The organism is Conexibacter woesei DSM 14684, assembly GCF_000025265.1.
Taxonomy (GTDB): Bacteria; Actinomycetota; Thermoleophilia; order Solirubrobacterales; family Solirubrobacteraceae; genus Conexibacter; species Conexibacter woesei.
In genome coordinates this window covers 1,343,956-1,364,017 of sequence record NC_013739.1, presented here as the reverse complement: position 1 = coordinate 1,364,017, position 20,062 = coordinate 1,343,956, and the positions used below count along the sequence as shown (strand labels likewise).

The following is a 20,062-nucleotide window of genomic DNA, read 5'->3' as shown; positions in this document are numbered from 1 at the left end:
GTTCCTCTCGCTTCGTGCGGACGGGTTCAGTTCCGGGACGGGAAGATGCCGACGAGCGCGATGCAGAACGTGATGACGAGGTACGGCATCATGTTCTGGTGCGGCGCTGAGCCGGCCGGCCCGATGCTCGGGCCGTTCGGGGCGCTCGCGCCGATCTGGATCAGGTTCGCCGGTCTGTTGTAGGTGTTGCCGGCGGTCGCCAGTATCGACGGGATCACGTTGTCGCCGCCGGTGGTCGAGGCCATCAGCCCGTGCTGGTGCGGCGGGATCTCGTTCGGCTGGAGCTGGATCCCCTCGGTCCCGGATCGCTCTCCGAGCGAGTGGACGCTGCCGGTGTGCACCGGCACGCGGCCGCGCAGGTCGGGCAGCGCGAAGTTGACCCTGCCGTCGCCGCCGTAGGTCGTCCCGAGGATCGAGAACAGCGCCTGGTTCTGGGCGATCGGCAGCAGCTGCCCGTTGCAGAGCGCCCAACCACGCGGGTTGAAGTTGAACGACATCTGGCGAATCTCGCCGATGAAGGGCTCCGACATGTGCGCTTCTCGCCTCCCGTTTGGTCCCGGCCAGGTGCCATTTCACCGTATAGATGTTGAAGACTTTGTGCAAAGGCGGTTCAATGGTTCCTGGAAACTGCGCATTGATGCGCTGAGAGCTGGTATTGCTCTCGTTTTCGTGCCGACGTGCCAACCGGGAGTGCATCGAGCAGGGGCAGGGGTGCACGAGGGACCATCACAGACTGCGGACGTGGCGGAGCCACGCATTGCATGGAGGGAACTGGCGTGACCGTGTCCGGCTTTTCGCGAGCAGCTCACCGCACCAGCGAGGCGTCTTCGACGCGCGCGGCGGTCTTGACCATGGCGATCCTGCTGATCGCCGCCCTGATGGCGGCGCTCGGCGCCGCCCCAGCGAGCGCGATCACGCGCGCCGCGGCCGACCGCGCCGCCTTGAGCGCACTCGGGTCCGCCGACGGCTCGGCTCCCGTCATCGTCTTCCGTGCGGGCAGACCGCTCGCCCCCGGCACCGCGATCGCCGAGGCCGGCGCCGCGCGCACCGCCGCGAACGCGGCCGCGACCGACACGCCCGCCCGCCGCGACCGCCTCAGCAGAGCCGGCGCGACGATCACGAGAGCGCCCGTCGTGCTGCGCGTCGGCAGCGAGCCCGCCTGGCTCTACTACGAGGATCGCGGTCCGTTCCAGCTGTTCGAGCACCCCGGGCGCGTCGCGCTCGTGGGCGAGCGCAGCGGCGACGTCGAGCTCAGCCGCGTGCTGAGCTGGCCGCCGCTCGCGAACGGCCGCCTCCCGCGCTTCATGCGCAGTGCCGCCGCGTACCGCAACCCCACGCTGCGTGCTTTCGCGCGCCTGCCGAGAACCGGCGGCAGAGCGACCGGCCGCAGATCCGCGGCCCGCGCCGTCGGCGCGAGAGCCGCCGGCGCCGACCGCGCGGCGACCGCGCTCGCCGCGCAGGACGCCTGCGCCGTGACCGTCGCCGACATGCTCGACAACGCCTACGACTACGCCAGCGTCGACCGCACCCGCGCTGCCTTCGGCGGGCTGCTGGCCGGGCTGGAGAAGCGCAACTCCGGCTTCGTCGCCGCGCGCTACTCGACGCGCGCCGGCCTCTCCCCGACCGATTTCGCCTCACGCCTGGCGAGACGCCACGGCTGCCGCAGCGTGCTGCTGTTCATCGCCGGCGGCGGCGTCCGCGGCGGCGAGACGACGATCAGCCTCGGCGCCTCCGCGCACGCGAGCGGCCGTCTGGAGCAGCAGGACCTGCGTGTCAGCCAGCTGCGCGCGCTGCTGCGCGCCCACCCGGGCGTCGACTGGCAGCTGGTCGTCGACGCGCCGTACGCCGGCGGTCTGATCGACGCGCTGAGAGGCGAGCCGAACCTGCAGCTGCTGATCACCGCGAGCGAGCACGACGAGCCGACGTACGCGTGCATCCCGGGTGCCGCGAGACTGTGCAGCGCGACGCCGTCGCAGCTCGCCTTCACGAGCAGGCTGCTGTCCGGCATCGAGACGCTGCTGGCCGACACCGCGGCGGTCGACCGCGCCAACGCGGCGGCCGCCAGCGCGCCCCAGTTCCTCGGCCGGCTCGTCGCCGAGGGCTACGAGCGCGGGACCGCCGCGGCCGCGCTGCGGCCGTTCGGCGTCCACCCCCAGCAGTACCTCAACTTCGGCCGCAGACCGGCGCCGCCGAACACCTCCCCCGCGCCGTCGCCCGACACGCAGGGGCTGTTCGAGTTCCCCGTCGCGCAGGACAGAAGCGTCACGACCGACGAGGACAGAGCGGTCGCGATCGACCTCGCGCGCAACCCGATCCAGGCGCTGCTCGGCACGTTCACCGTCACGAGACAGCCGGCGCACGGCAGACTCAGCGGCACGGGCCCCAACCGCGTCTACACACCCGACCCCGACTACACCGGCCCGGACTCGTTCCAGTTCGTCGTCAGAATCGCGTTCTTCACGTCCGGCACCGGCACGATCTCGATCGACGTCAGACCGATCAACGACGCGCCGATCGTGACGACCGCCGCAGGCACGACCGCGTACGCCGAAGGCGACCCGCCGGTCGCGGTCGACCCGGCGCTGACGGTCAGAGACGTCGACTCCCCGAACCTCACCGGCGCGACCGCACGCATCGGCGCCGGCTACGCCAGAGGCCAGGACCTGCTCGCCTTCAGAGACACCGCCGCGATCACCGGCAGATGGGACGCCGCGACCGGCGTGCTGACGCTGAGAGGCAGAGCGACCGTCGCCGACTACCAGGCGGCGCTCCGCTCGATCACGTACGACAACTCCAGCCCCGACCCGACGGGCGGCCCGCGCACGATCGCCTTCGACGCGACCGACGGCGCGCTCACGAGCGCACCCGCGACCCGCACGCTCGACGTCACCGCCGTCAACGACCCGCCGGTCGTCACGATCGCCGGTGGCGACGTCGCCTACACCGAGAACGACCCGGCGACGCCGATCGATCCGGCGCTGACCGTGAGAGACGTCGACTCGGCGAACCTCTCCGGCGCGACCGCGACGATCACGAGAGGCCACGCCGCCGCCGAGGACGTGCTGTCGGCGACCCCGGCCGGTTCGATCACCGCCAGATACGACGCGCCCAGCGGCGTGCTGACGCTGAGCGGCAGAGCGACCGTCGCCGAGTACGAGACGACGCTGCACACGCTCGCGTACCTCAACAGAAGCGACGCGCCGTCGCCGGCGACCCGCACCGTGACGGTCGTCGCGACCGACACGAACGCGGCCGCCAGCGCGCCCGTCTCGCGCGACGTGACGGTGAGACCCGTCAACGACGTGCCGGACGCGACCAACGACGCGTACAGCACCGACGAGGACACGCCGTTGAGCGTCAACGCCGCGACCGGCGTGCTCGCCAACGACAGAGACCTCGACGGCGACACGCTCACCGTGGTCGAGGTCGACGGCAGCGCCGGCAACGTCGGCACCGCGTTCAGAACGACCGCGGGCGCCCAGCTCAGAGTCAACGCCGACGGCTCGCTCAGCTACGACCCGAGCGGCGCCCTCGACAGACTCAGAACCGGCGAGACCGTCAGAGACACCATCACGTACAGAGCCTCCGACGGCAGAGGCGGCAACGACACCGCCACCGTCGACTTCACCGTCACCGGCGTCAACGATCCGCCCGTCGCGGCCGACGACGCGTACGCGACCGACGAGGACACCCCGCTGAGCGTCAACGCCGCGACCGGCGTGCTCGCCAACGACAGAGACGCCGAGAGCGAGACGCTCACGGTCGCCGAGGTCGACGGCAGCGCCGCGAACGTCGGCACCGCGTTCAGAACGACCGCGGGCGCCCAGCTCAGAGTCAACGCCGACGGCTCGCTCAGCTACGACCCGAGCGGCGCCCTCGACAGACTCAGAACCGGCGACACGCTCAGAGACACCGTCACATACAGAGTCTCCGACGGCAGAGGCGGCACCGACACCGCCACGATCGAGCTCACGATCACCGGCGTCAACGACGCCCCGAACGCCGCCGACGACGCCTACACGACCGGTCAGGACACCCCGCTGAGCGTCAACGCCGCCAGCGGCGTGCTCGCCAACGACAGAGACGCCGAGAGCGACACGCTCACCGTGGCGGAGGTCGACGGCAGCGCCGGCAACGTCGGCACGACGTTCAGAACGACCGCCGGCGGGCAGCTGAGAGTCAACACCGACGGCTCGCTCTCCTACGACCCCGACGGCCAGTTCGACGGGCTCGGCGCAGGCGACGAGGCCAGAGACAGCGTCACGTACAGAGTCTCCGACGGCAGAGGCGGCAACGACACCGCCACGATCGTCATCACGATCACCGGCGCCAACGACCCGCCCGTCGCCGCCGACGACGCGTACAGAACCGACGAGGACACGCTGTTGAGCGTCAACGCCGCCAGCGGCCTGCTCGCCAACGACAGAGATCCCGACAGAGGCGACACCTTGACGGTCGCCGAGGTCGACGGCAGCGCCGCGAACGTCGGCATCGCGTTCAGAACGACCGCCGGCGCGCAGCTCAGAGTCAACGCGGACGGCTCGCTCAGCTACGACCCGAGCGGCGCCCTCGACAGACTCAGAGCCGGCGACACGCTCAGAGACACCGTCACGTACAGAGTCAGCGATGGCAGAGGCGGCAACGACACCGCGACGATCGAGTTCACGATCACCGGCGTCAACGACGCCCCGAACGCCGCCGACGACGCCTACAGAACCGACGAGGACACGCCGTTGAGCGTCAACGCCGCCAGCGGCCTGCTCGCCAACGACAGAGACGCCGACGGCGACACGCTCACCGTGGCGGAGGTCGACGGCAGCGCCGGCAACGTCGGCACCGCGTTCAGAACGACCGCGGGCGCCCAGCTCAGAGTCAACGCCGACGGCTCGCTCAGCTACGACCCGAGCGGCGCCCTCGACAGACTCAGAACCGGCGAGACCGTCAGAGACACCATCACGTACAGAGCCTCCGACGGCAGAGGCGGCAACGACACCGCCACGATCGAGTTCACGATCACCGGCGTCAACGACCCGCCCGTCGCGACCGACGACAGCTACAGAACCGACGAAGACACACCCCTCACCGTCAACGCCGCCAGCGGCGTGCTCGCCAACGACAGAGACGCCGAAGGCGACACGCTCACCGTCGACGAGGTCGACGGCAGCGCCGGCAACGTCGGCGCGACGTTCGCCGCCAGCTCGGGCGCGCTCGTGACCGTCAACGCCGACGGCTCGCTCAGATACGACCCCAACGGCCAGTTCAACAACCTGAGAGCCGGCGACACCGTCAGAGACACCGTCACGTACCGCGTCTCCGACGGCAGAGGCGGGACCGACATCGCGACGATCGCGTTCACGCTCTCCGGCGTCAACGATCCGCCCGTCGCCGGCGACAACTCCTACACGACCGACGAGGACACCGCACTGACGCGCAACGCCGCGACCGGCGTGCTCCCCAACGACAGCGACCCCGACAGAGGCGACGTGCTGACGGTCGACCAGGTCGACGGCAGCGCGGGCAACGTCGGCACGACGTTCAGAACGACCGCCGGCGCGCAGCTGAGACTGAACGCGGACGGCTCGTTCAGCTACAACCCGGCCGGCGCCTTCGACTCGCTCAGACCCGGCGACCAGGTCAGAGACAACGTCACGTACCGCGTCACCGACGGCAGCGCCAACGACACCGCCACGATCGAGTTCACGATCACCGGCGTCAACGACGCCCCGAACGCGGTCGACGACAGCTATGACGGCGTCGGCAACACGACGCTCGTGGTGAGCGACCCGGTCCCGGCCGGCGAGGCCGCCAAGCAGCTGACCGGCAGCGTCTCGACCAACGACAGAGATCCGGACAACCTCCCCGCCAGCCTCTCCGTCAGAGCGGAGAGAGTCAGCAGCACGCTCGGCGGCAGCGCCACGATAGACAGCGACGGCAGCTTCACATACACCCCGCCGACCGGCGTGACCTCCGCGACCGACACGTTCGACTACAGAATCACGGACGGCAGCGCGACCGACGTCGGCACGATCTCGGTCAGACTCGCCGACCAGGTCTGGTACGTCGACAACACCGAGGCCGCGGGCGGCACCGGCCGCTCCAGCGACGCGTTCGACACGCTCGCCGAGGCGACCGCCGCCTCCGGCACCGGCGACACGATCTACGTCCACAGAGGCGACACGACGACGAACGGCATGAACGCCGGCGCGGTGCTCGACACCAACGAGCGCCTGCTCGGCGAGGCGACCGACCTCGTCGTCAGAGGCGACCAGCTGTTCGACGGCACCGCGGCCAGACGGCCGTCGATCGGCAACGCCGCCGGCGCGGGCGTGACGCTCGCGACCGGCAGCCGCGTCGAAGGTCTCGCGATCAGAGCCGCCGGCGGCGCGGCGATCGCGGGCGGCGCCGGCACGGCCGGTTCGGCGATCGCCGACGTGAGACTGACCGGCTCGGCCGGCGGCCTCGCGCTGAGCGGGACGAGCGGCACGTTCGACGTCTCCGACACGACGATCTCGACGACCGGCGGCACCGGCCTCGCGGCCAGCGGCGCCGGCACGCTCAACCTCACGAGCGCGGGCACGATCACCGTCAGCTCCAGCGGCGGCAGAGGCGTCGACGTCGCGAACACCGCGCTCTCCGGCACGCTCGACGACGTCGCCGTGACGGGTTCCGCCGCAGGCGGCGTCTCGCTCCAGACGACGACCGGCTCGATCGCCTTCGGCGGGGTGTCGGTGAGCGCCAGCGGCGGCACCGGATTCCTCGCTGACAGAGTCGCGAGACTGTCGCTCCCGGCCGCGGCGACGGCGAACGTCAGCAACAGCGGCGGCACCGCCGTCGCGATCCGCAACTCGAGCTCGCCGGACGCGACGTTCGACACGGTCAGCGCGACCGGAGCCGGTGCGACCGGCATCGACGTCAGCGGCAACTCGACCGGCGGCACGACGACGTTCAGCGGCACCACGACCGTCTCCAGCACGACGGCGACGGGCGTGAGACTCGATGCCAACGGCGCGCACAGCGTCGCGTTCACCGGCGGCAGCCTCGGCATCACCTCGACGAGCGGCCGCGGCCTCGACGCGACCGGCAGCGGAACGGTGACCGTGCAGGGCGTGGGCAACACGATCGGCTCGACGACGGGGACCCCGCTGCGCGTCCAGAACGTCGCGATCGGCGCGGCCGACGTGACGTTCCAGTCGATCGCCGCGAACGGCGCGGCGAACGGGATCGTGCTCGACACGACCGGCGGCGCCGGCGGCCTGACGGTCACCGGCACCGGCACCGCCAACAGCGGCGGCACGATCCAGAACATCAGAGGCGCGGACGGCAGCAGCCAGGGCGTCGGCGTCTACCTCAACGCGACGACCGACGTCTCGCTGACCGCGATGCACCTCGCCAACAACGACGGGCACGCGATCCGCGGCACGACCGTCAACGGGTTCAGCCTCGCCAGATCGGCGATCGACGGCACCAACGGCACCAACGTCTCCAACGACGAGGGCGCCGTCTCGCTCCAGGAGCTGACCGGGACCTCGTCGATCACCAGAAGCGCGATCTCCGGCGGCGTCGAGGACAACGTCGACATCGGCTCCTCCAGAGGCACGTCGAACCTCACGCTCGACGGCAACGACCTCGGCAGCAACGGGGTCGCGCAGGGCGGCAACAGCCTCTACATCGAGGCGCGCGGGACCGCGGTCCAGAGAACGACCGTCAACGACTCTGACTTCAGAGCCTCGCGCGAGGACCTGTTCCAGCAGATAGTCACCGACACGGCGAGAAGCGATCTGACGGTCTCCGCCAACCGCTTCGTCAACGCTCACACCAACAAGGTCACGGGCGGCGCGGGCGTGCTGTTGAACACCAACGGCTCCGGCGCCGGCGCCGACCTCGTCTACCGGATCCAGAACAACAGAGTCAGCGGAACGCTCAGCCACGCGATCATGGTCCAGAAGGGCACCGGGATCGCGGCGGCGAGAGGGCGGATCGAGAACAACCAGGTCGGCCTGACCGGCGTCGTCGATTCCGGCTCCAGAGAGGGCTCGGGCATCGTCGTCGAGGCGCGCGGGCAGGGCAGCCAGATCGCCCGCATCACCGGCAACACGGTCCGGCGCTTCTCCGAGGACGGCATCAAGACGGTCTCGGGCGAGGACGGCATAGCCGACAACGGCACCGTGAACGTCGACCTGACGGTCACGGGCAACACCGTCGCCGAGCCGGGACCGATCACGGGTGCGGGCTTCCGCGCCGAGGTCGCGGACTCCGCCGCGGTCGTGAACGAGTGCATCGACCTGCAGGGCAACACGCTGACGGGCAGCGGCGTGCTCGGCAGCGACATCCGCGTGTTCCACGACTTCGACAACAGCACGTTCAGACTGCCGGGCTACGCCGGCGGTTCGCACAACCAGGCGGCCGTGATCGCCTACTTCGCCGGACGCAACACGGCGAGCACGACGTTCGCCTCAGTCCCCGCCGCCGGGGCCGGCTACGTCAACGCCGGCGCCGGCTGCGCGCAGCCGCCCGCCTGATCCACCGCGGCGGCCTCCGCCCCGGTCCGGTGTCGCAGCGCGACACCGGACCGGGGCGTTCTGCGTTCTGAGACGCGTTCGGGGGAGCGCGCCCTGGTGCCCGGCTTGCGCCGGGTGTGTTGCGATGCCAACGCAGCACCTTGACAGCGCAATCGCACGTTGACATGCTAAATAAAGTTCAATCTTTAATGAATTACAAGCACTGAAAGCGAGGTGTTGACTGCGCATACCGCCGCACGACGTGGATAACTAAAAGTCTGTTTACCATTCCAATAGGGGGAAATCCGTGCATACTGCGCACGTAACAGGGGCCGCTCGGGGTTGGCGGTCACTGCTCTGCATCGCCGCATCGCTGGCGGCGATCACGCTGATGGCGGGGGCCGTCGGCACAGCCTCGGCCGACTGCAGAACGGGCGGGTCGGGCTGCCTGCCCGGGGCCGGCTACACAATAGATTCAAACTGGAATTGCACGATCGGACCCGGAACGGGCTGCGGTTCGCCGGCCGGGAGCCAGACCTGGGGCTGGGGCTCTGCCGCGTTCAACGCCGGTGGCTCGGCCACCGTCTGCGTGTACGGCGGATCTGCGTTCGGCGGCTGCGGGACGAACATCGCGCGTGCTTGCTACTACGGGACGTGCGATGACCAGAACACGGCGAACATGTCGATATCGGTAGAGACCACGACGCCCGGCTCACGCGTGGTGTGGGGACACGCGAAGTCATGAGACGCTCGACGATGAATCCAAAGCGAGTCGGGGCGCTCGCGCTCGCGCTCGCGGCGCTCGGCGGCGCGGTGTCGGTCGCGAGCGGCGCCGTCGGGCAGGAGCCGGCCGCGCCCGCCGCCGACTCCCCCGATCCGGTTCCGGCGCCGGATCGCGCGAAGATCGCGCTCGCGAAGGCGAACATCGGCGCGCTGCGCGACGCGCGCCAGCCTGCGGCGGACGCGATCTCGGAGCAGATCGCCGACGGACCGCTGCTCGCGGACGGCGTCGTCGCGCTCGACTCGGCGCGCCGAGTGCGCACCGGATCGAAGAGCGGGTGGCTGGCCAGCACCAGCGACGGGACGGGCGTCTGCGTCGTGATCGCCGGCGGGCTGACCTGCCCGCCGGTCGACCACGTCGTCGAGCAGGGTCTCTCGCCCGGCTATGTCGTGCGCGAGGGCGAGCCGGTGCACGTCTTCGGCGTCGCCTCCGACGCCGTCGCCGACGCGGCGCTGCTGTTGCGCGACGGCAGCACGCGGAGCGTGACGATCGCGGACAACTTCTTCGCGGTCGACACGGCAGCCGTCCCGATCGAGATGCGCTGGATCGGACCGGACGGGTACGAGACGTTCGTCTTCCCGACGCGCCCCGGCCTCGGCGGGGTGAAGGCGGCGCCGTAGCGCCGCGTTCGTGGAACGGTCCCGGCCGACCCGAGGGGTGGGCCGGCCGGGACCTACCCTGCCCGTCCTGGCCCGGCAGCTTTCGGGGCTCTGAGCCCGCAACTCGTGTTGACGCACTGTGGCGCGAGGCGCTGACGGTGCGTCGTGCCGTCCTCCAGGGTCGTGACGATCGTCGCCCGCACGTACCGCCGCCGCACGAGCGCGTTCGGCGTGAGCGTGACCCCGAACGTGCGCACGCTCACCTCGTCGGGGACACGCGCCGCGACCTTCTTGCCATGCGGCGTCAGCGTGTCGGGGTCGGGCGCCTCCACCGGGGCGCTGATCGTCTGCGACGTCAACGTCGCCGGCAGCCGCTCGCCGGCGATCCGCACGACGACGCGCGTTGCCGACGCGTCGACCGTGCCCGCGTAGAGGTAGTGGTAGCGGCCGCCCGATCTGACGACGTCCAGCTCAGCACCTGCCAGCGGGCCGCGGAGCAGCCCGTCGGCGATCGTGAAGCCGTTGCGCGCGACCGTCGCCGGCGTCTCGACCTCGAGTCCGTCCGCCGCAGTCGTCATCGCGATCCCGCCGAACTTCGGCACGTACGTCGTCACCGTCCAGCCGAGCCCGCCGGCGTCGACCAGCCGCATGTCGACGCGCGGCGCTCTGTCCGGCTTCGCCAGCCGGGTGCTGCCGCTGAACAGCCGTTCGATCGGCGTGTCGAGGACGGCCGCGACGCCGAGGCCGGCAGTCGCCCCGACCGACAGCACGACCGCCGCGAACATGCCCAGCGAACGACGACGCCGCCGGCGCCCGTTGCTGCGCCGGACCGCGATCATCAGCTCCCGCTCGATCGTGTCGAGCACTTCGTTCATCGTTCGTCCTCCCGCAGTCCGCCGCTGATCCGCGCGAGCCCTCGGCTCACGCGCTGGCGGACCAATGCCTCGCTCACATCCTGCTCGCGGGCGATCTCGTCGTAGTCCCGTTCGTGGACGACCCGCGCGAGCACCGCCTCGCGCTGCTCGGGGGGCAGGTCCTCGACGAGCGCGTTCAGCGGGTTCCCCTGCGTGAGGGCGGAGATCCGTGCCTCGGCACGCTCCAGCTCCTCGTCCTGGAACTCGATCCGCGGCACCCCCAGCCGCGCCCGTGCGGCAAGCGCGCGGCGCTGCTTGCGACGGCTCATCGCGAGCAGGTTGTTGGCGATCCCGAACAGCCACGCACGCGCCGGCTCGCGCCGGGGCTTGTAGCGTCTGCGGCCCGCGAAGGCGCCGGCGAAGACGTCCGCGGTCAGGTCCGCGGCCGTCTCGACGTCGCCCGTGCGCTGCCGCAGATAGACCAGCACGGCCTCCGCGTGGCGGCGGTAGAAGACGGCGAACGCCTCGGCGTCGTCCAAGGACGCCTTCAGCAGCTCGTCGTCGCTCCGGGAATCGGCCATCTACGACTACCTTGCCGATCCGTCGTCGTTGTGACAGCGGTTGGTCCGCCGCTCGCCCCGTTCGTCCTCAGCACGGTGGATCGTCGCACCGCGAAGATGTGCGAGCGGCCTACGGCGTGCCACCTCCCGCTCCGCCGCCTCCGTCGCCGCCCTGGCCGGCGACCGCCGCGACGTACGCCGCGACCGAGGCGATCTCGGCGTCGGAGAGGCGCCCGCCGAACGCCGGCATCCCGCCGCCGCCTTCGGTGACCTTCGTTCTGACGGTCGCTGCGTCTGGTCTCAGGTCGTCGAGGTTCGGTCCGACCGAGCCCGACGCGCCGGCGTCCGCGAGCGTGTGGCAGCCGGCGCAGTTGGCCGTGAAGACGGTTCTGCCGGCAGCCAGCTCGGCCGCGCCGCCGCCGCCCTGCTCGGTCTGCCCACCGCCGCCCTGCTCGGTCTGCCCACCGCCGCCCTGCTCGGTCTGCCCACCGCCGCCCTGCTCGGTCTGCCCACCGCCGCCCTGCTCGGTCTGCCCACCGCCGCCCTCCTCCGTCTGCGCGCCGCCGCCCGCCTGCTGCTGCCCGCCGCCCTCTCTCTCGCCCTCGGCCGGCTGCGCCGCGCCGCCGCGCTCCACTCTGCCCGTCGCGTCGATGCGGTACGCGACGATCTGCGCCTTCTCGCCGGGCCCCTGCGGGAAGCTGGCGGCGGTCACGAGCGTGTCGCCGGCGATCGCGACGGTCGCGTTCGTGCCGGCCGGCAGCTGCTCTCTCCAGACGATCGCGCCGGTGTCGACGTCGAGCGCGAACAGCGTGCCGTCGAACGTCGTCGTGAAGAGGAGGTTGTTGACGACCGTCGCGGCGCCGTACACGGGCGTCGCGAATCTGCGCGTCCACTTGACGTCGCCGTCGGAGACGTCGAGCGCGACCATCTGGCCTCTGCCGCCGGTGAAGTCGAGTCTGTTTCTCTCCTGCGTCTCGAAGCGCACGGGCAGGTCGACGATCGGCACGAACGCGACGCCGTCCTTGACGGCCATCTGCGTCTCGACGCCGCCGAGGACCCCGGGCCAGACCGTCACGGGCATGTCGAGCAGCTCGAATCTGCCGTCCATCGCCAGCTCGTTGTCGTCGTCGTGGCCGTTGTGGATGCCGACGCTTCTCTCCCACAGTCTGTCGCCGTTGTCCGCGTCGAACGCGAACACGCGGCCGAGCTTGCCGGAGGCGAGGACGATTCTCTTGCCGCCGGACTCGGTCAGGATCGGCGGCAGGTGCAGGTCCCAGTCGTAGATGTCGTGCGGCAGCGCCTGTCTGTACCACTTGACCTCGCCGCTCGCGGCGTCGAGCTTCACGAGCGAGTTCGTGAAGAGGTTCGGCCCGGGGCGGCTGGAGCCCCACGGGTATCTCTCGGTCCCGGGCCACGGACCCGGGTTCGCGACGCTGATGTACATGTCGCCGTCGCCGTCGAACGCCGGCGGATGCCACAGCCCGCCGCCGGAGTTGATGTCGACGTGGCGCGGGTTCCAGAGGCTCTCCGGGACGGTCTCGAAGTTCCACAGTCTGCGGCCGGTCGCGCCGTCGAAGGCGTGCACGATCCCGACGCCGTCGCCTCTGTAGAAGCCGCTCGCGTTGCCCGGCACCGTCGAGATGTACATGATCCCTTCGCTGTAGCCGGGCGCCATGTCGACGCCCTCTCTCTCATTGCGCGTGATTCTGTGGAACCACAGCTCTCTGCCGGTCAGCTGGTCGAGCGCGAAGGCACCGTCGCCGGTGCCGCCGTAGACGCGGCCGTCGCCGACCGCGACGCCGTTGGGGCCGACCGTCGGCGAGGCGTATCTCGTCGTCCACTTGACCTCGCCGGTTCTGAGGTCGATCGCCTGCACGTTGGAGGCGAGGTCCTGCGTGTAGACCGTGTCGTCGACGACGATCGGCGTCGAGGCGTAGCCGCCGAAGGTGCCGGCGGCCGTGATCGGGACGGTCCAGGCGACGCCGAGCCGCGTGACGGTGGAGGTGTCGATCTCGCCCTCGACGCTGCGCGTGTTGGCGGCGTCGCCGTTCGGGTATGCCCATGTCCCGCTGGCGCTCGTCCCGGCGCTGCCGGCGGCGAAGGTGGTCCGGCTCGCGCTCGACCCGTCGTCGTCACCGCCTCCGCAGCCGGCGCCGACGAGGAGCGCCGCCACGACCGCTCCCGCTGCGAAGAGGTGGCGCCTGCCACCCTGGAGACGACCCGCACTTCCGCCCATGCGTCCCTCCTCGGAGTCCACCGACCCAACCAGCCTTCCCGTTCGCGACGGGGTTGACCCCTCTGCGACGGGGACGCCGCGGCGTGGCCGCGTCCGCCGTCTGCGCGCCACGATCGCGATCGCGGCAGTCGTGCTGGCGACGCTCGCCGGCGGCGTCGGCGCGCTCGCGACCTTCCGCGAGGACAAGACGCTGCCCGTCGCGACGGTGCGGCTGTCGGTGCAGTTGAACGAGCCCGGGGCGCTCGGCATCTACGTCCCGCTCGTCGACTGGGGCGTGCGCTACGGCGCCGTGCGGCTGCCGGTGCAGCTGCGCGTCGACGTGCGCCGGATCGACCGCCAGGCGGCCGAGCGGATCGCCCGCAACCGGCAGGTCGACGTCAGAGCCGTCCGCGTCGCCGCCTCCGACGCGATCGCCAGCTACCTGCGCGCGCTCGTGCTCGTCGTCCTGGTCGCCGGCCTGCTCGCCGGCAGCGTGATGGCGTTCGCGGTCCGCACGCGCAACGGGCCGCGCGTCCGCTGGCTGCTGCTGAGCGCGGCCGCGACGGCCGTCGCGGCAACGGCCGCGGTCGGGCTGCTGCTGCCGCCGCGCGGCGCGCTCGACGACCCGACGTACTTCGCGCACGGCGCCGACATCCCGCAGGCGCTGCAGACGCTCGAGACGGCGAACCGCTCGGTCGGGACGCTGAGCCAGGAGCTCGACGCGCAGCTGGTCGGGCTCGCGCGGCTCGTGCTCGCGCCCGGCGAGCGCTCGCCGCTGCCGGCCGCCGGCCCGCGCCTGACGCTCGCGTCCGACATCCACAACAACGTGCTCGTGCTGCCGACGCTGGAGCGGGTCGCCACCGGCGGTCCGCTCTTCATCGCCGGCGACCTGACCGATCGCGGCACGCCACTGGAGACGAGCGTCACGCGGCAGGTCGCGTCGATCGGCAGACCGACCGTGTTCGTGACCGGCAACCACGACTCGGCGACGCTCGAGCGCTCGCTGACGCGCGCCGGCGCGGTCGTGCTGACGCGCTACGGGCGCCTGCGCGTCGACGGCTCCTACGGCGCCGAGGTCGTCGACGTCGGCGGGCTGCGCGTCGCCGGTTACGACGACCCCTTCACGCGCCGCGACCGCGGTCACGAGAGAGGGACGCGGCCGGAGCCGAGAACGACCGAGGGGATGCAGGAGGCGTTCGCGGCCTGGTTCGCGCCGCTGGAGGATCGGGTCGACGTGGTGATGGTGCACGAGCCTTCGCTGATCGAGCCCGTGCTGAGACGGCTGGCAGACGCGCCGCCGGACCACCCGATCGCGTTCCTCGTCGGCCACACACACGAGCAGGACCTCAGAACGCAGCAGAACGTCGTCGTGCTCAACGGCGGCACCGCCGGCGGCGGCGGGACCGGCAACCTCGCCGAGGGGCAGCCGATCGGGATAGCGCAGCTGCGCTACCTGCTGAGACCGCGCTTCCTGCCGCTCGCCGCCGACCTCGTGACGGTCGATCCCGGCAACGGCGACGCGACCGCCCAGCACGAGCGGCTCGACCTGAGCGCGCCGGCGATAAGGTCGCGCTGATGGCAGCCGACCCCCGCCGCGCGACGGCGGCCGACGTGCCGGCACTCGCGGGCACGCTGGCGCGTGCGTTCGCAGACGACCCGATCGCGCGCTGGTCGTGCCGGCCCGACCGTCTGCGCCTGCGGATGCTGGAGCGCTTCTACGCGATCCGGCTGCGCCAGGTGCTGCGCCACGACGAGGTGTGGGTCGACCCGTCGCTGGCGGGCGGCGCGCTGTGGCTGCCGCCGGAGGAGTGGCGCACGAGCGCGGTCGAGGACGCGCAGCTGGCGCGCGCGCTGCTGCACCCGCGTCTGCTGCCGCGCGTCCCGCTCGTCGTGCATGGCTTCACCGGGATCGAGCGACGTCACCCGCCCGCGCCGCCGCACTGGTACCTCGCCGTGCTCGGCACCGACCCGGACGCGCAGGGCCGCGGGATCGGCTCGGCCCTGCTGCGAGCGGTGCTCGACCGCTGCGACGCGGACGGCGTCGGCGCGTACCTGGAGTCCTCCAAGGAGCGCAACGTCGACTTCTACGCCCGCCACGGCTTCCGCGTCAGCGAGGTCGTGACGCTCCCGCGCGGGCCGCGGGCGTGGCTGATGTGGCGCGAGCCGCGGTAGACCTGCGATAGGCCGCGGGGCGCGGTCGCCGCGCTATCGTCGCGCGCCATGACCGCCGCCCGCATCGCCTTCGTCACCTGCGCCGACCTGCTCGTCCTCGACCCCGACGACGAGCTGCTCGCCGACGCCGTGCGGCGGCTGGGGAGCGACGTCGTGCCGTGCGCGTGGGACGACGGCGAGGTCGACTGGGCGGGCTTCGACCTCGTGCTGGTGCGCTCGCCGTGGGACTACCACCTGCGTCGCGACGCGTTCGTCCACTGGGCGCAGCGCGTCGGGCGCACGGCGACGCTGCGCAACCGCTCTGAGACGATCGTCTGGAACACCGACAAGAGCTACCTGCGCGCGCTCGCCGAGCAGGGCGTGCCGACGGTGCCGACGCAGTGGCTGGAGCGCGGCGCTGCGGCAGACCTGAGCGCGCTGCTGGCGGAGCGTGGCTGGCGCGAAGCGATCGTGAAGCCGTCGATCGGGCTCGGCTCGTCCGGCCTGCTGCGGGTCCACGACGGCGACGCTGACGGGAGCGGCGGCGCGCACCTCGCGACGCTGCTGGCCGAGGGCGACGCGATGGTGCAGCCGTTCATACCGTCGGTGCCGGCCGTCGGCGAGCTGTCGCTCGTCTTCTTCGCCGGCGAGCTGAGCCACAGCGTCCGCAAACGGCCGCCGGCCGGCGAGTTCCGCGTCCAGCCGGAGTTCGGCGCGGTCGCCGTCGCCGAGCAGCCGACCGCCGCGCAGCTCGGTGTCGCGCATGCCGCGCTCGCGACGCTGGCGGATCCGCCGCTCTACGCGCGCGTCGACCTCGTCGCCGGCGACGGCGACGCGCAGTGGCTGATGGAGCTGGAGCTGGTCGAGCCGACGCTCTACTTCGAGGCGGCGCACGGCGCGGCCGAGCGGTTAGCGCGGATGCTCGTCGAGACGGCGGGCGGAGCGCCGACTTCGGCCGTTTCGAGCGCCGACGCGACCACCACGGCCAGATATTCCCCGTCGCTCTCGCCAATCGTCTATTGATAGACAGGCTAAGGAGCTTTCAGCAGGATTGGTGAGGTATTGGTGTGACGGATCCACACCGGACGGAAGACGAGCGCACGAGCCGGCCGCACGACGCCGGCTCCACCGCCCAGGAGGGCGGATGATGGCGTTGGCGGTGCTGGCGCTCTTCGCGCTCGTGGCCGTCGTCGTCGCGACGTGGCGCAGCGGCGGCGCCCCGGCTCCACGCTGGGCCGCGCGGACGACGCCGCGTCCCCGCCGCAGCGTCGGGCCGACCGTCTACCGCGTCGCGCAGCTGCTCGGGTTCCGCCACTCGCGCTCGCGCGATGCGCTCGTCCTGTCCGTCGCGCAGGGCCGCTACGGGCCTGTCCTGCGACTGCGCGACGACGGGGCTGGAACAGCGAACGGCATCGTGGCGCGGGCGGTGCGCGCGCCGTCGCCGACGCGCCCGCCGGCACGGCCGGTGCCTCGGCCGGTGCCCGTCGCGCTCGACGCCGCGCCGCTGCCGTCGCCCGCGCTCGTGGCGCCCTCGCCGACGCGGCGGATCGTCGACGTCGCGGTGCTGCCGCTGCCGCCGCTCCCCGGTGCGAAGGAGCTCTGGCAGCTGACGGCGGTCGACGTCGAAACGCGCTTCGTCTGGGCCGACGTGGCGCGCGCGAGCGCGAGCGGCGAGCCGGCGCCGGAGCGCGCGACGCGCTTCGTGCGACGGGTCGCGGACGAGCTCGAGGCGCGCGGCCTCCGGCTCGACGCGATCGTCGTGCGGCCCGGCAGCACCGGCCGCCACCCGCTCTTCCACGACGGCGCCGCGGACGGCGTCCGGCTGCTGCGGATCGTCCCGGGGCCGCGGCGCGGGCGGATCGCAGCGCGCATGCACGCACGCGCCGTCGCCGGCTATTGGCGACCGGCGCTCGGCGCCGGCGACCGGCGTCCGCTGCCAACCCTGCGACGAGGTCTGCAGACGTGGGCCGAGGAGTACAACGACGCCGCCCCGGCGAACGCCGCCGACGGCCGTCCGGCGCCCGCCGAGGCGCTGCGCGCGCTCGCCGCGGACCCGCGTCACTCCGACAGCTGACCGACCGCCTCGGCGTCGTCGCGGCGGTCGACTGCGCCGGCCGCCCAGACCGCGACCGCGGGGACGACGAGCACGAGTCCGAGCCCGGCCAGCTCGGCGATCGCGTCAGCGGTCGAGAAGCCGTCGAGGTGGGTCGCGTGGAAGACGAAGTGCAGCAGCGCCATCAGCGCCCAGCCCGCGCAGACGGCGCGCACCAGCTCGCGCGCGAGCGTCCACGCGGCCCAGCCGAGCACGAGCGCGAAGCCGAGGTAGAGCCCGCCGACGTCCGTCACGAGATGCTGGTTGTACGGCGGCAGCAGGCTGACCCAGCTGGCGAAGAACGGATAGTCGTCATAGAAGCTCTCGGGCGCGAACGAGGCGGGCAGGCCGATGCTGAGCGCGGTCAGCGCGAGCACCGCCAGCGCGGCGCGGGCGATCGCCGGCGAGCGGACCGTCATGACTCACCCGCGTCGGCGTCCGGCAGCGCCGGCACGTGCCGCAGCTTCTCGGGGTTGCGGACGACGTCGATCGCGACGATCCGGCCGTCGTCGACGGTGAGCGAGACGACGCCGCGCACGTGGTCCTCCTCGACCAGCAGGCCCGGCAGGCCGTTGACGTCGACGATCCCGCCGCGCACGGCGACGCCGCGGCGGACGTTCGCCGTCGCCAGCGCGACGAGCGTCCGCGCGACGCGCTCCGCTCCGTCGACCGGCCTGCTCACCGCGACGACGTTCCCGCCGCCGTCGGAGCGGAACGTCACCCCGGGGTCGAGCACCGCCAGCAGCGCGTCGACGTCGCCGGCCTGCCAGGCGACCGCGAACGCCGCGACGATGCGCGTGTGCTGCTCGCGCGAGGCGGGGAAGCGCGGCGTGCCGTCGTCGACGTGGCGCCGCGCCCGCGCCGCGAGCTGACGGACCGCGGCGGGGCTGCGGCCGACGACCTCGGCGACCTCGGCGAACGACAGCCCGAAGACGTCGTGCAGCACGAACGCCGTCCGCTCGGCCGGCGAGAGCCGTTCGAGCACGACCAGCAGCGCGGTCGTCACCTGCTCGTCGAGCGTGACGCGGTCGGCAGGGTCCTCCGCGGCGACGTCCTCGACCAGCGGCTCCGGCAGCCACGGGCCGACGTAGCGCTCGCGCCGGTTGCGGGCCGAGCCGAGCGCGTCGAGTGCGAGCCGCCCGACGACGGTCGTCAGCCAGCCGCGCAGGTCTCTGATCGGCTCGACGTCGGTGCGCTGCAGCCGCAGCCACGCCTCCTGCACGACGTCGTCCGCCTCGGCGAAGCTGCCGAGCGTGCCGTAGGCGAGCCGGCGCAGGTAGGGCCGCTGGTCCTCGAAGGCGGCGGCCAGCTCCTCTTCGCAGCGGACGATCATCGCGCCGCCGACTCTCGCACAGCGGCAGGGGCGCGGTCGCGGTCGAGGTCGAGCCACTGGGCGAACGTCGGGCCGGGGGCGGCCGCGCCGGGAGCGGTCAGGCTGCCGTCGCGCAGCGCGCGGCCCGTCCTGCCGATCAGCCGCAGCGGGAGCGGCAGCGGCAGCGCGGCGGCGCCGCCGTGCGCTTGCCAGTCGGCGGCCAGCTCGGCGAGCGTCTGCACGCGCGGCCCGCCGACGTCGGGCAGCCGGCCGCCCGGGCCGGCCTCGACCGCGCCGACGAGGCGCGTCGCGACGACCGCAGGGTCGATCGGCTGGATCAGCGCCCGGCCGGTGGGGCGCAGGCGGGCGCGGCCGGCGGCAGAGAACGCCCACGCGATCAGCTGGTGGAACTGCGTCGCGCGCAGCAGGCTCCAGGCGACCGGCCCGCTCGTCACCACCTGCTCCTGCGCGACCTTCGCGCCGTAATAGCCGACCGCGGCGCGATCGCAGCCGACGATCGAGATCGCGACGTGGTGGCCGACGCCGGCCACCGCCTCCGCCGCGAGCAGCGTGCGGCTCGCGCGCGCCAGCTCGTCCTTCCTCGCACGCTGGTCGTTGGAGGCGTCGACGACCGCGTCGGCGCCGTCGAGCGCCGCCGCGAGCCCGTCACCGCTGCGCAGGTCGGCGCGCCGATGCTCGGCGCGGCCGCTGGGGGCGGCGTGCTGGGCGCCCTCTTGCTCGGCACGCGCTCGCTCGGCACGCGCTCGCTCGGCGCCCTCTCGCTCGGCACGCGCTCGCTCGGCGCCCTCTCGCTCGGCACGCCCACCGGGGGCGGCGGCCGGCCCGTCAGCCGGCGCGGTGCGGCTGACCGCGAGCGCCGTGTGGCCGCGCGCGACCAGCTCCGCCACGACGCATCTCCCGACGACGCCCGTCCCGCCGATCACAGCCACCTGCATCGCGTGTCTCCTTCGTCAGCTCGCATGTCCGTCAACCAGGGGGA

The 20,062-nt window shown here is 72.4% G+C and carries 13 protein-coding genes; 6 read left to right on the top strand and 7 right to left on the bottom strand.

Annotated features, from left to right (window positions below; all coding sequences use genetic code 11):
• Window positions 1-26: 26 nt before the first annotated feature.
• Window positions 27-530 carry a phage tail protein gene (locus tag CWOE_RS06475; protein WP_012932772.1) on the bottom strand — a complete coding sequence of 168 codons (504 nt, stop codon included), beginning with the start codon at window positions 528-530 and terminating at the stop codon, window positions 27-29.
• Between the two features lie 321 nt (window positions 531-851).
• Here CWOE_RS06475 and CWOE_RS30320 point away from each other — a divergent pair, with 321 nt between their 5' ends.
• Both CWOE_RS30320 and CWOE_RS06465 read left to right on the top strand, forming a co-directional pair.
• Entirely contained in the window at window positions 852-8,519 is a 7,668-nt protein-coding gene (locus CWOE_RS30320; protein WP_012932771.1) for an Ig-like domain-containing protein, read from the top strand.
• A gap of 735 nt (window positions 8,520-9,254) precedes the next feature.
• A complete protein-coding gene (locus CWOE_RS06465) occupies window positions 9,255-9,899 on the top strand; it encodes a hypothetical protein (protein ID WP_012932769.1) in 645 nt (214 codons plus the stop codon).
• A 53-nt stretch (window positions 9,900-9,952) separates the two neighbouring features.
• Here the strand turns inward: CWOE_RS06465 and CWOE_RS06460 are convergent, their stop codons facing one another.
• The 3 genes from CWOE_RS06460 to CWOE_RS06450 form a co-directional block, all read right to left on the bottom strand.
• On the bottom strand, window positions 9,953-10,753 hold the full coding sequence (locus CWOE_RS06460) for a hypothetical protein (protein WP_012932768.1): 801 nt from the start codon (window positions 10,751-10,753) through the stop codon (window positions 9,953-9,955).
• Window positions 10,750-11,313 (bottom strand): RNA polymerase sigma factor, encoded by a 564-nt coding sequence (locus CWOE_RS30315; RefSeq protein ID WP_012932767.1) that lies wholly within the window; start codon window positions 11,311-11,313, stop codon window positions 10,750-10,752. Before CWOE_RS30315 ends, CWOE_RS06460 begins: the two co-directional genes overlap by 4 nt.
• A gap of 109 nt (window positions 11,314-11,422) precedes the next feature.
• Window positions 11,423-13,528 carry an outer membrane protein assembly factor BamB family protein gene (locus CWOE_RS06450; RefSeq protein WP_012932766.1) on the bottom strand — a complete coding sequence of 702 codons (2,106 nt, stop codon included), beginning with the start codon at window positions 13,526-13,528 and terminating at the stop codon, window positions 11,423-11,425.
• 130 nt (window positions 13,529-13,658) lie between these two features.
• On the opposite strand from CWOE_RS06450, the gene CWOE_RS06445 reads away from it, so the two are divergent.
• The 4 genes from CWOE_RS06445 to CWOE_RS06430 all read left to right on the top strand — a co-directional run bounded on the left by CWOE_RS06445 (window position 13,659) and on the right by CWOE_RS06430 (window position 17,732).
• Window positions 13,659-15,083 carry a metallophosphoesterase family protein gene (locus CWOE_RS06445; protein WP_012932765.1) on the top strand — a complete coding sequence of 475 codons (1,425 nt, stop codon included), beginning with the start codon at window positions 13,659-13,661 and terminating at the stop codon, window positions 15,081-15,083.
• Window positions 15,083-15,679, top strand: a complete 597-nt coding sequence (locus CWOE_RS06440; protein WP_012932764.1) for a GNAT family N-acetyltransferase — start codon at window positions 15,083-15,085, stop codon at window positions 15,677-15,679. Before CWOE_RS06445 ends, CWOE_RS06440 begins: the two co-directional genes overlap by 1 nt.
• A gap of 48 nt (window positions 15,680-15,727) precedes the next feature.
• Window positions 15,728-16,681: an ATP-grasp domain-containing protein gene (locus CWOE_RS06435; RefSeq protein WP_012932763.1), complete on the top strand. Its 954-nt coding sequence runs from the start codon at window positions 15,728-15,730 to the stop codon at window positions 16,679-16,681.
• A 121-nt stretch (window positions 16,682-16,802) separates the two neighbouring features.
• Complete coding sequence (locus CWOE_RS06430; RefSeq protein WP_012932762.1) at window positions 16,803-17,732, top strand: hypothetical protein; 930 nt, start codon at window positions 16,803-16,805, stop codon at window positions 17,730-17,732.
• Here the strand turns inward: CWOE_RS06430 and CWOE_RS06425 are convergent.
• Genes CWOE_RS06425 through CWOE_RS30310 form a run of 3 tightly spaced genes read right to left on the bottom strand, consistent with a single transcriptional unit; the run spans window position 17,717 to window position 20,018 of the window.
• Window positions 17,717-18,169, bottom strand: a complete 453-nt coding sequence (locus CWOE_RS06425) for a hypothetical protein (RefSeq protein ID WP_012932761.1) — start codon at window positions 18,167-18,169, stop codon at window positions 17,717-17,719. The genes CWOE_RS06430 and CWOE_RS06425 overlap by 16 nt on opposite strands.
• Window positions 18,166-19,083, bottom strand: a complete 918-nt coding sequence (gene sigJ / locus CWOE_RS06420; protein WP_012932760.1) for an RNA polymerase sigma factor SigJ — start codon at window positions 19,081-19,083, stop codon at window positions 18,166-18,168. The genes CWOE_RS06425 and sigJ overlap by 4 nt, the downstream gene beginning before the upstream one ends.
• Complete coding sequence (locus CWOE_RS30310; protein WP_012932759.1) at window positions 19,080-20,018, bottom strand: SDR family oxidoreductase; 939 nt, start codon at window positions 20,016-20,018, stop codon at window positions 19,080-19,082. The genes sigJ and CWOE_RS30310 overlap by 4 nt, the downstream gene beginning before the upstream one ends.
• Window positions 20,019-20,062 lie beyond the last annotated feature (44 nt).

Bases quoted from the DNA above. Each gene is read 5' to 3' on its own strand.
- CWOE_RS06475 (WP_012932772.1), bottom strand. From the start codon at position 530: ATGTCGGAGCCCTTCATCGGCGAGATTCGCCAGATGTCGTTCAACTTC.
- CWOE_RS30320 (WP_012932771.1), top strand. From the start codon at position 852: ATGGCGATCCTGCTGATCGCCGCCCTGATGGCGGCGCTCGGCGCCGCC.
- CWOE_RS06465 (WP_012932769.1), top strand. From the start codon at position 9,255: ATGAATCCAAAGCGAGTCGGGGCGCTCGCGCTCGCGCTCGCGGCGCTC.
- CWOE_RS06460 (WP_012932768.1), bottom strand. From the start codon at position 10,753: ATGAACGAAGTGCTCGACACGATCGAGCGGGAGCTGATGATCGCGGTC.
- CWOE_RS30315 (WP_012932767.1), bottom strand. From the start codon at position 11,313: ATGGCCGATTCCCGGAGCGACGACGAGCTGCTGAAGGCGTCCTTGGAC.
- CWOE_RS06450 (WP_012932766.1), bottom strand. From the start codon at position 13,528: ATGGGCGGAAGTGCGGGTCGTCTCCAGGGTGGCAGGCGCCACCTCTTC.
- CWOE_RS06440 (WP_012932764.1), top strand. From the start codon at position 15,083: ATGGCAGCCGACCCCCGCCGCGCGACGGCGGCCGACGTGCCGGCACTC.
- CWOE_RS06435 (WP_012932763.1), top strand. From the start codon at position 15,728: ATGACCGCCGCCCGCATCGCCTTCGTCACCTGCGCCGACCTGCTCGTC.
- CWOE_RS06430 (WP_012932762.1), top strand. From the start codon at position 16,803: ATGATGGCGTTGGCGGTGCTGGCGCTCTTCGCGCTCGTGGCCGTCGTC.
- CWOE_RS06425 (WP_012932761.1), bottom strand. From the start codon at position 18,169: ATGACGGTCCGCTCGCCGGCGATCGCCCGCGCCGCGCTGGCGGTGCTC.
- sigJ (WP_012932760.1), bottom strand. From the start codon at position 19,083: ATGATCGTCCGCTGCGAAGAGGAGCTGGCCGCCGCCTTCGAGGACCAG.
- CWOE_RS30310 (WP_012932759.1), bottom strand. From the start codon at position 20,018: ATGCAGGTGGCTGTGATCGGCGGGACGGGCGTCGTCGGGAGATGCGTC.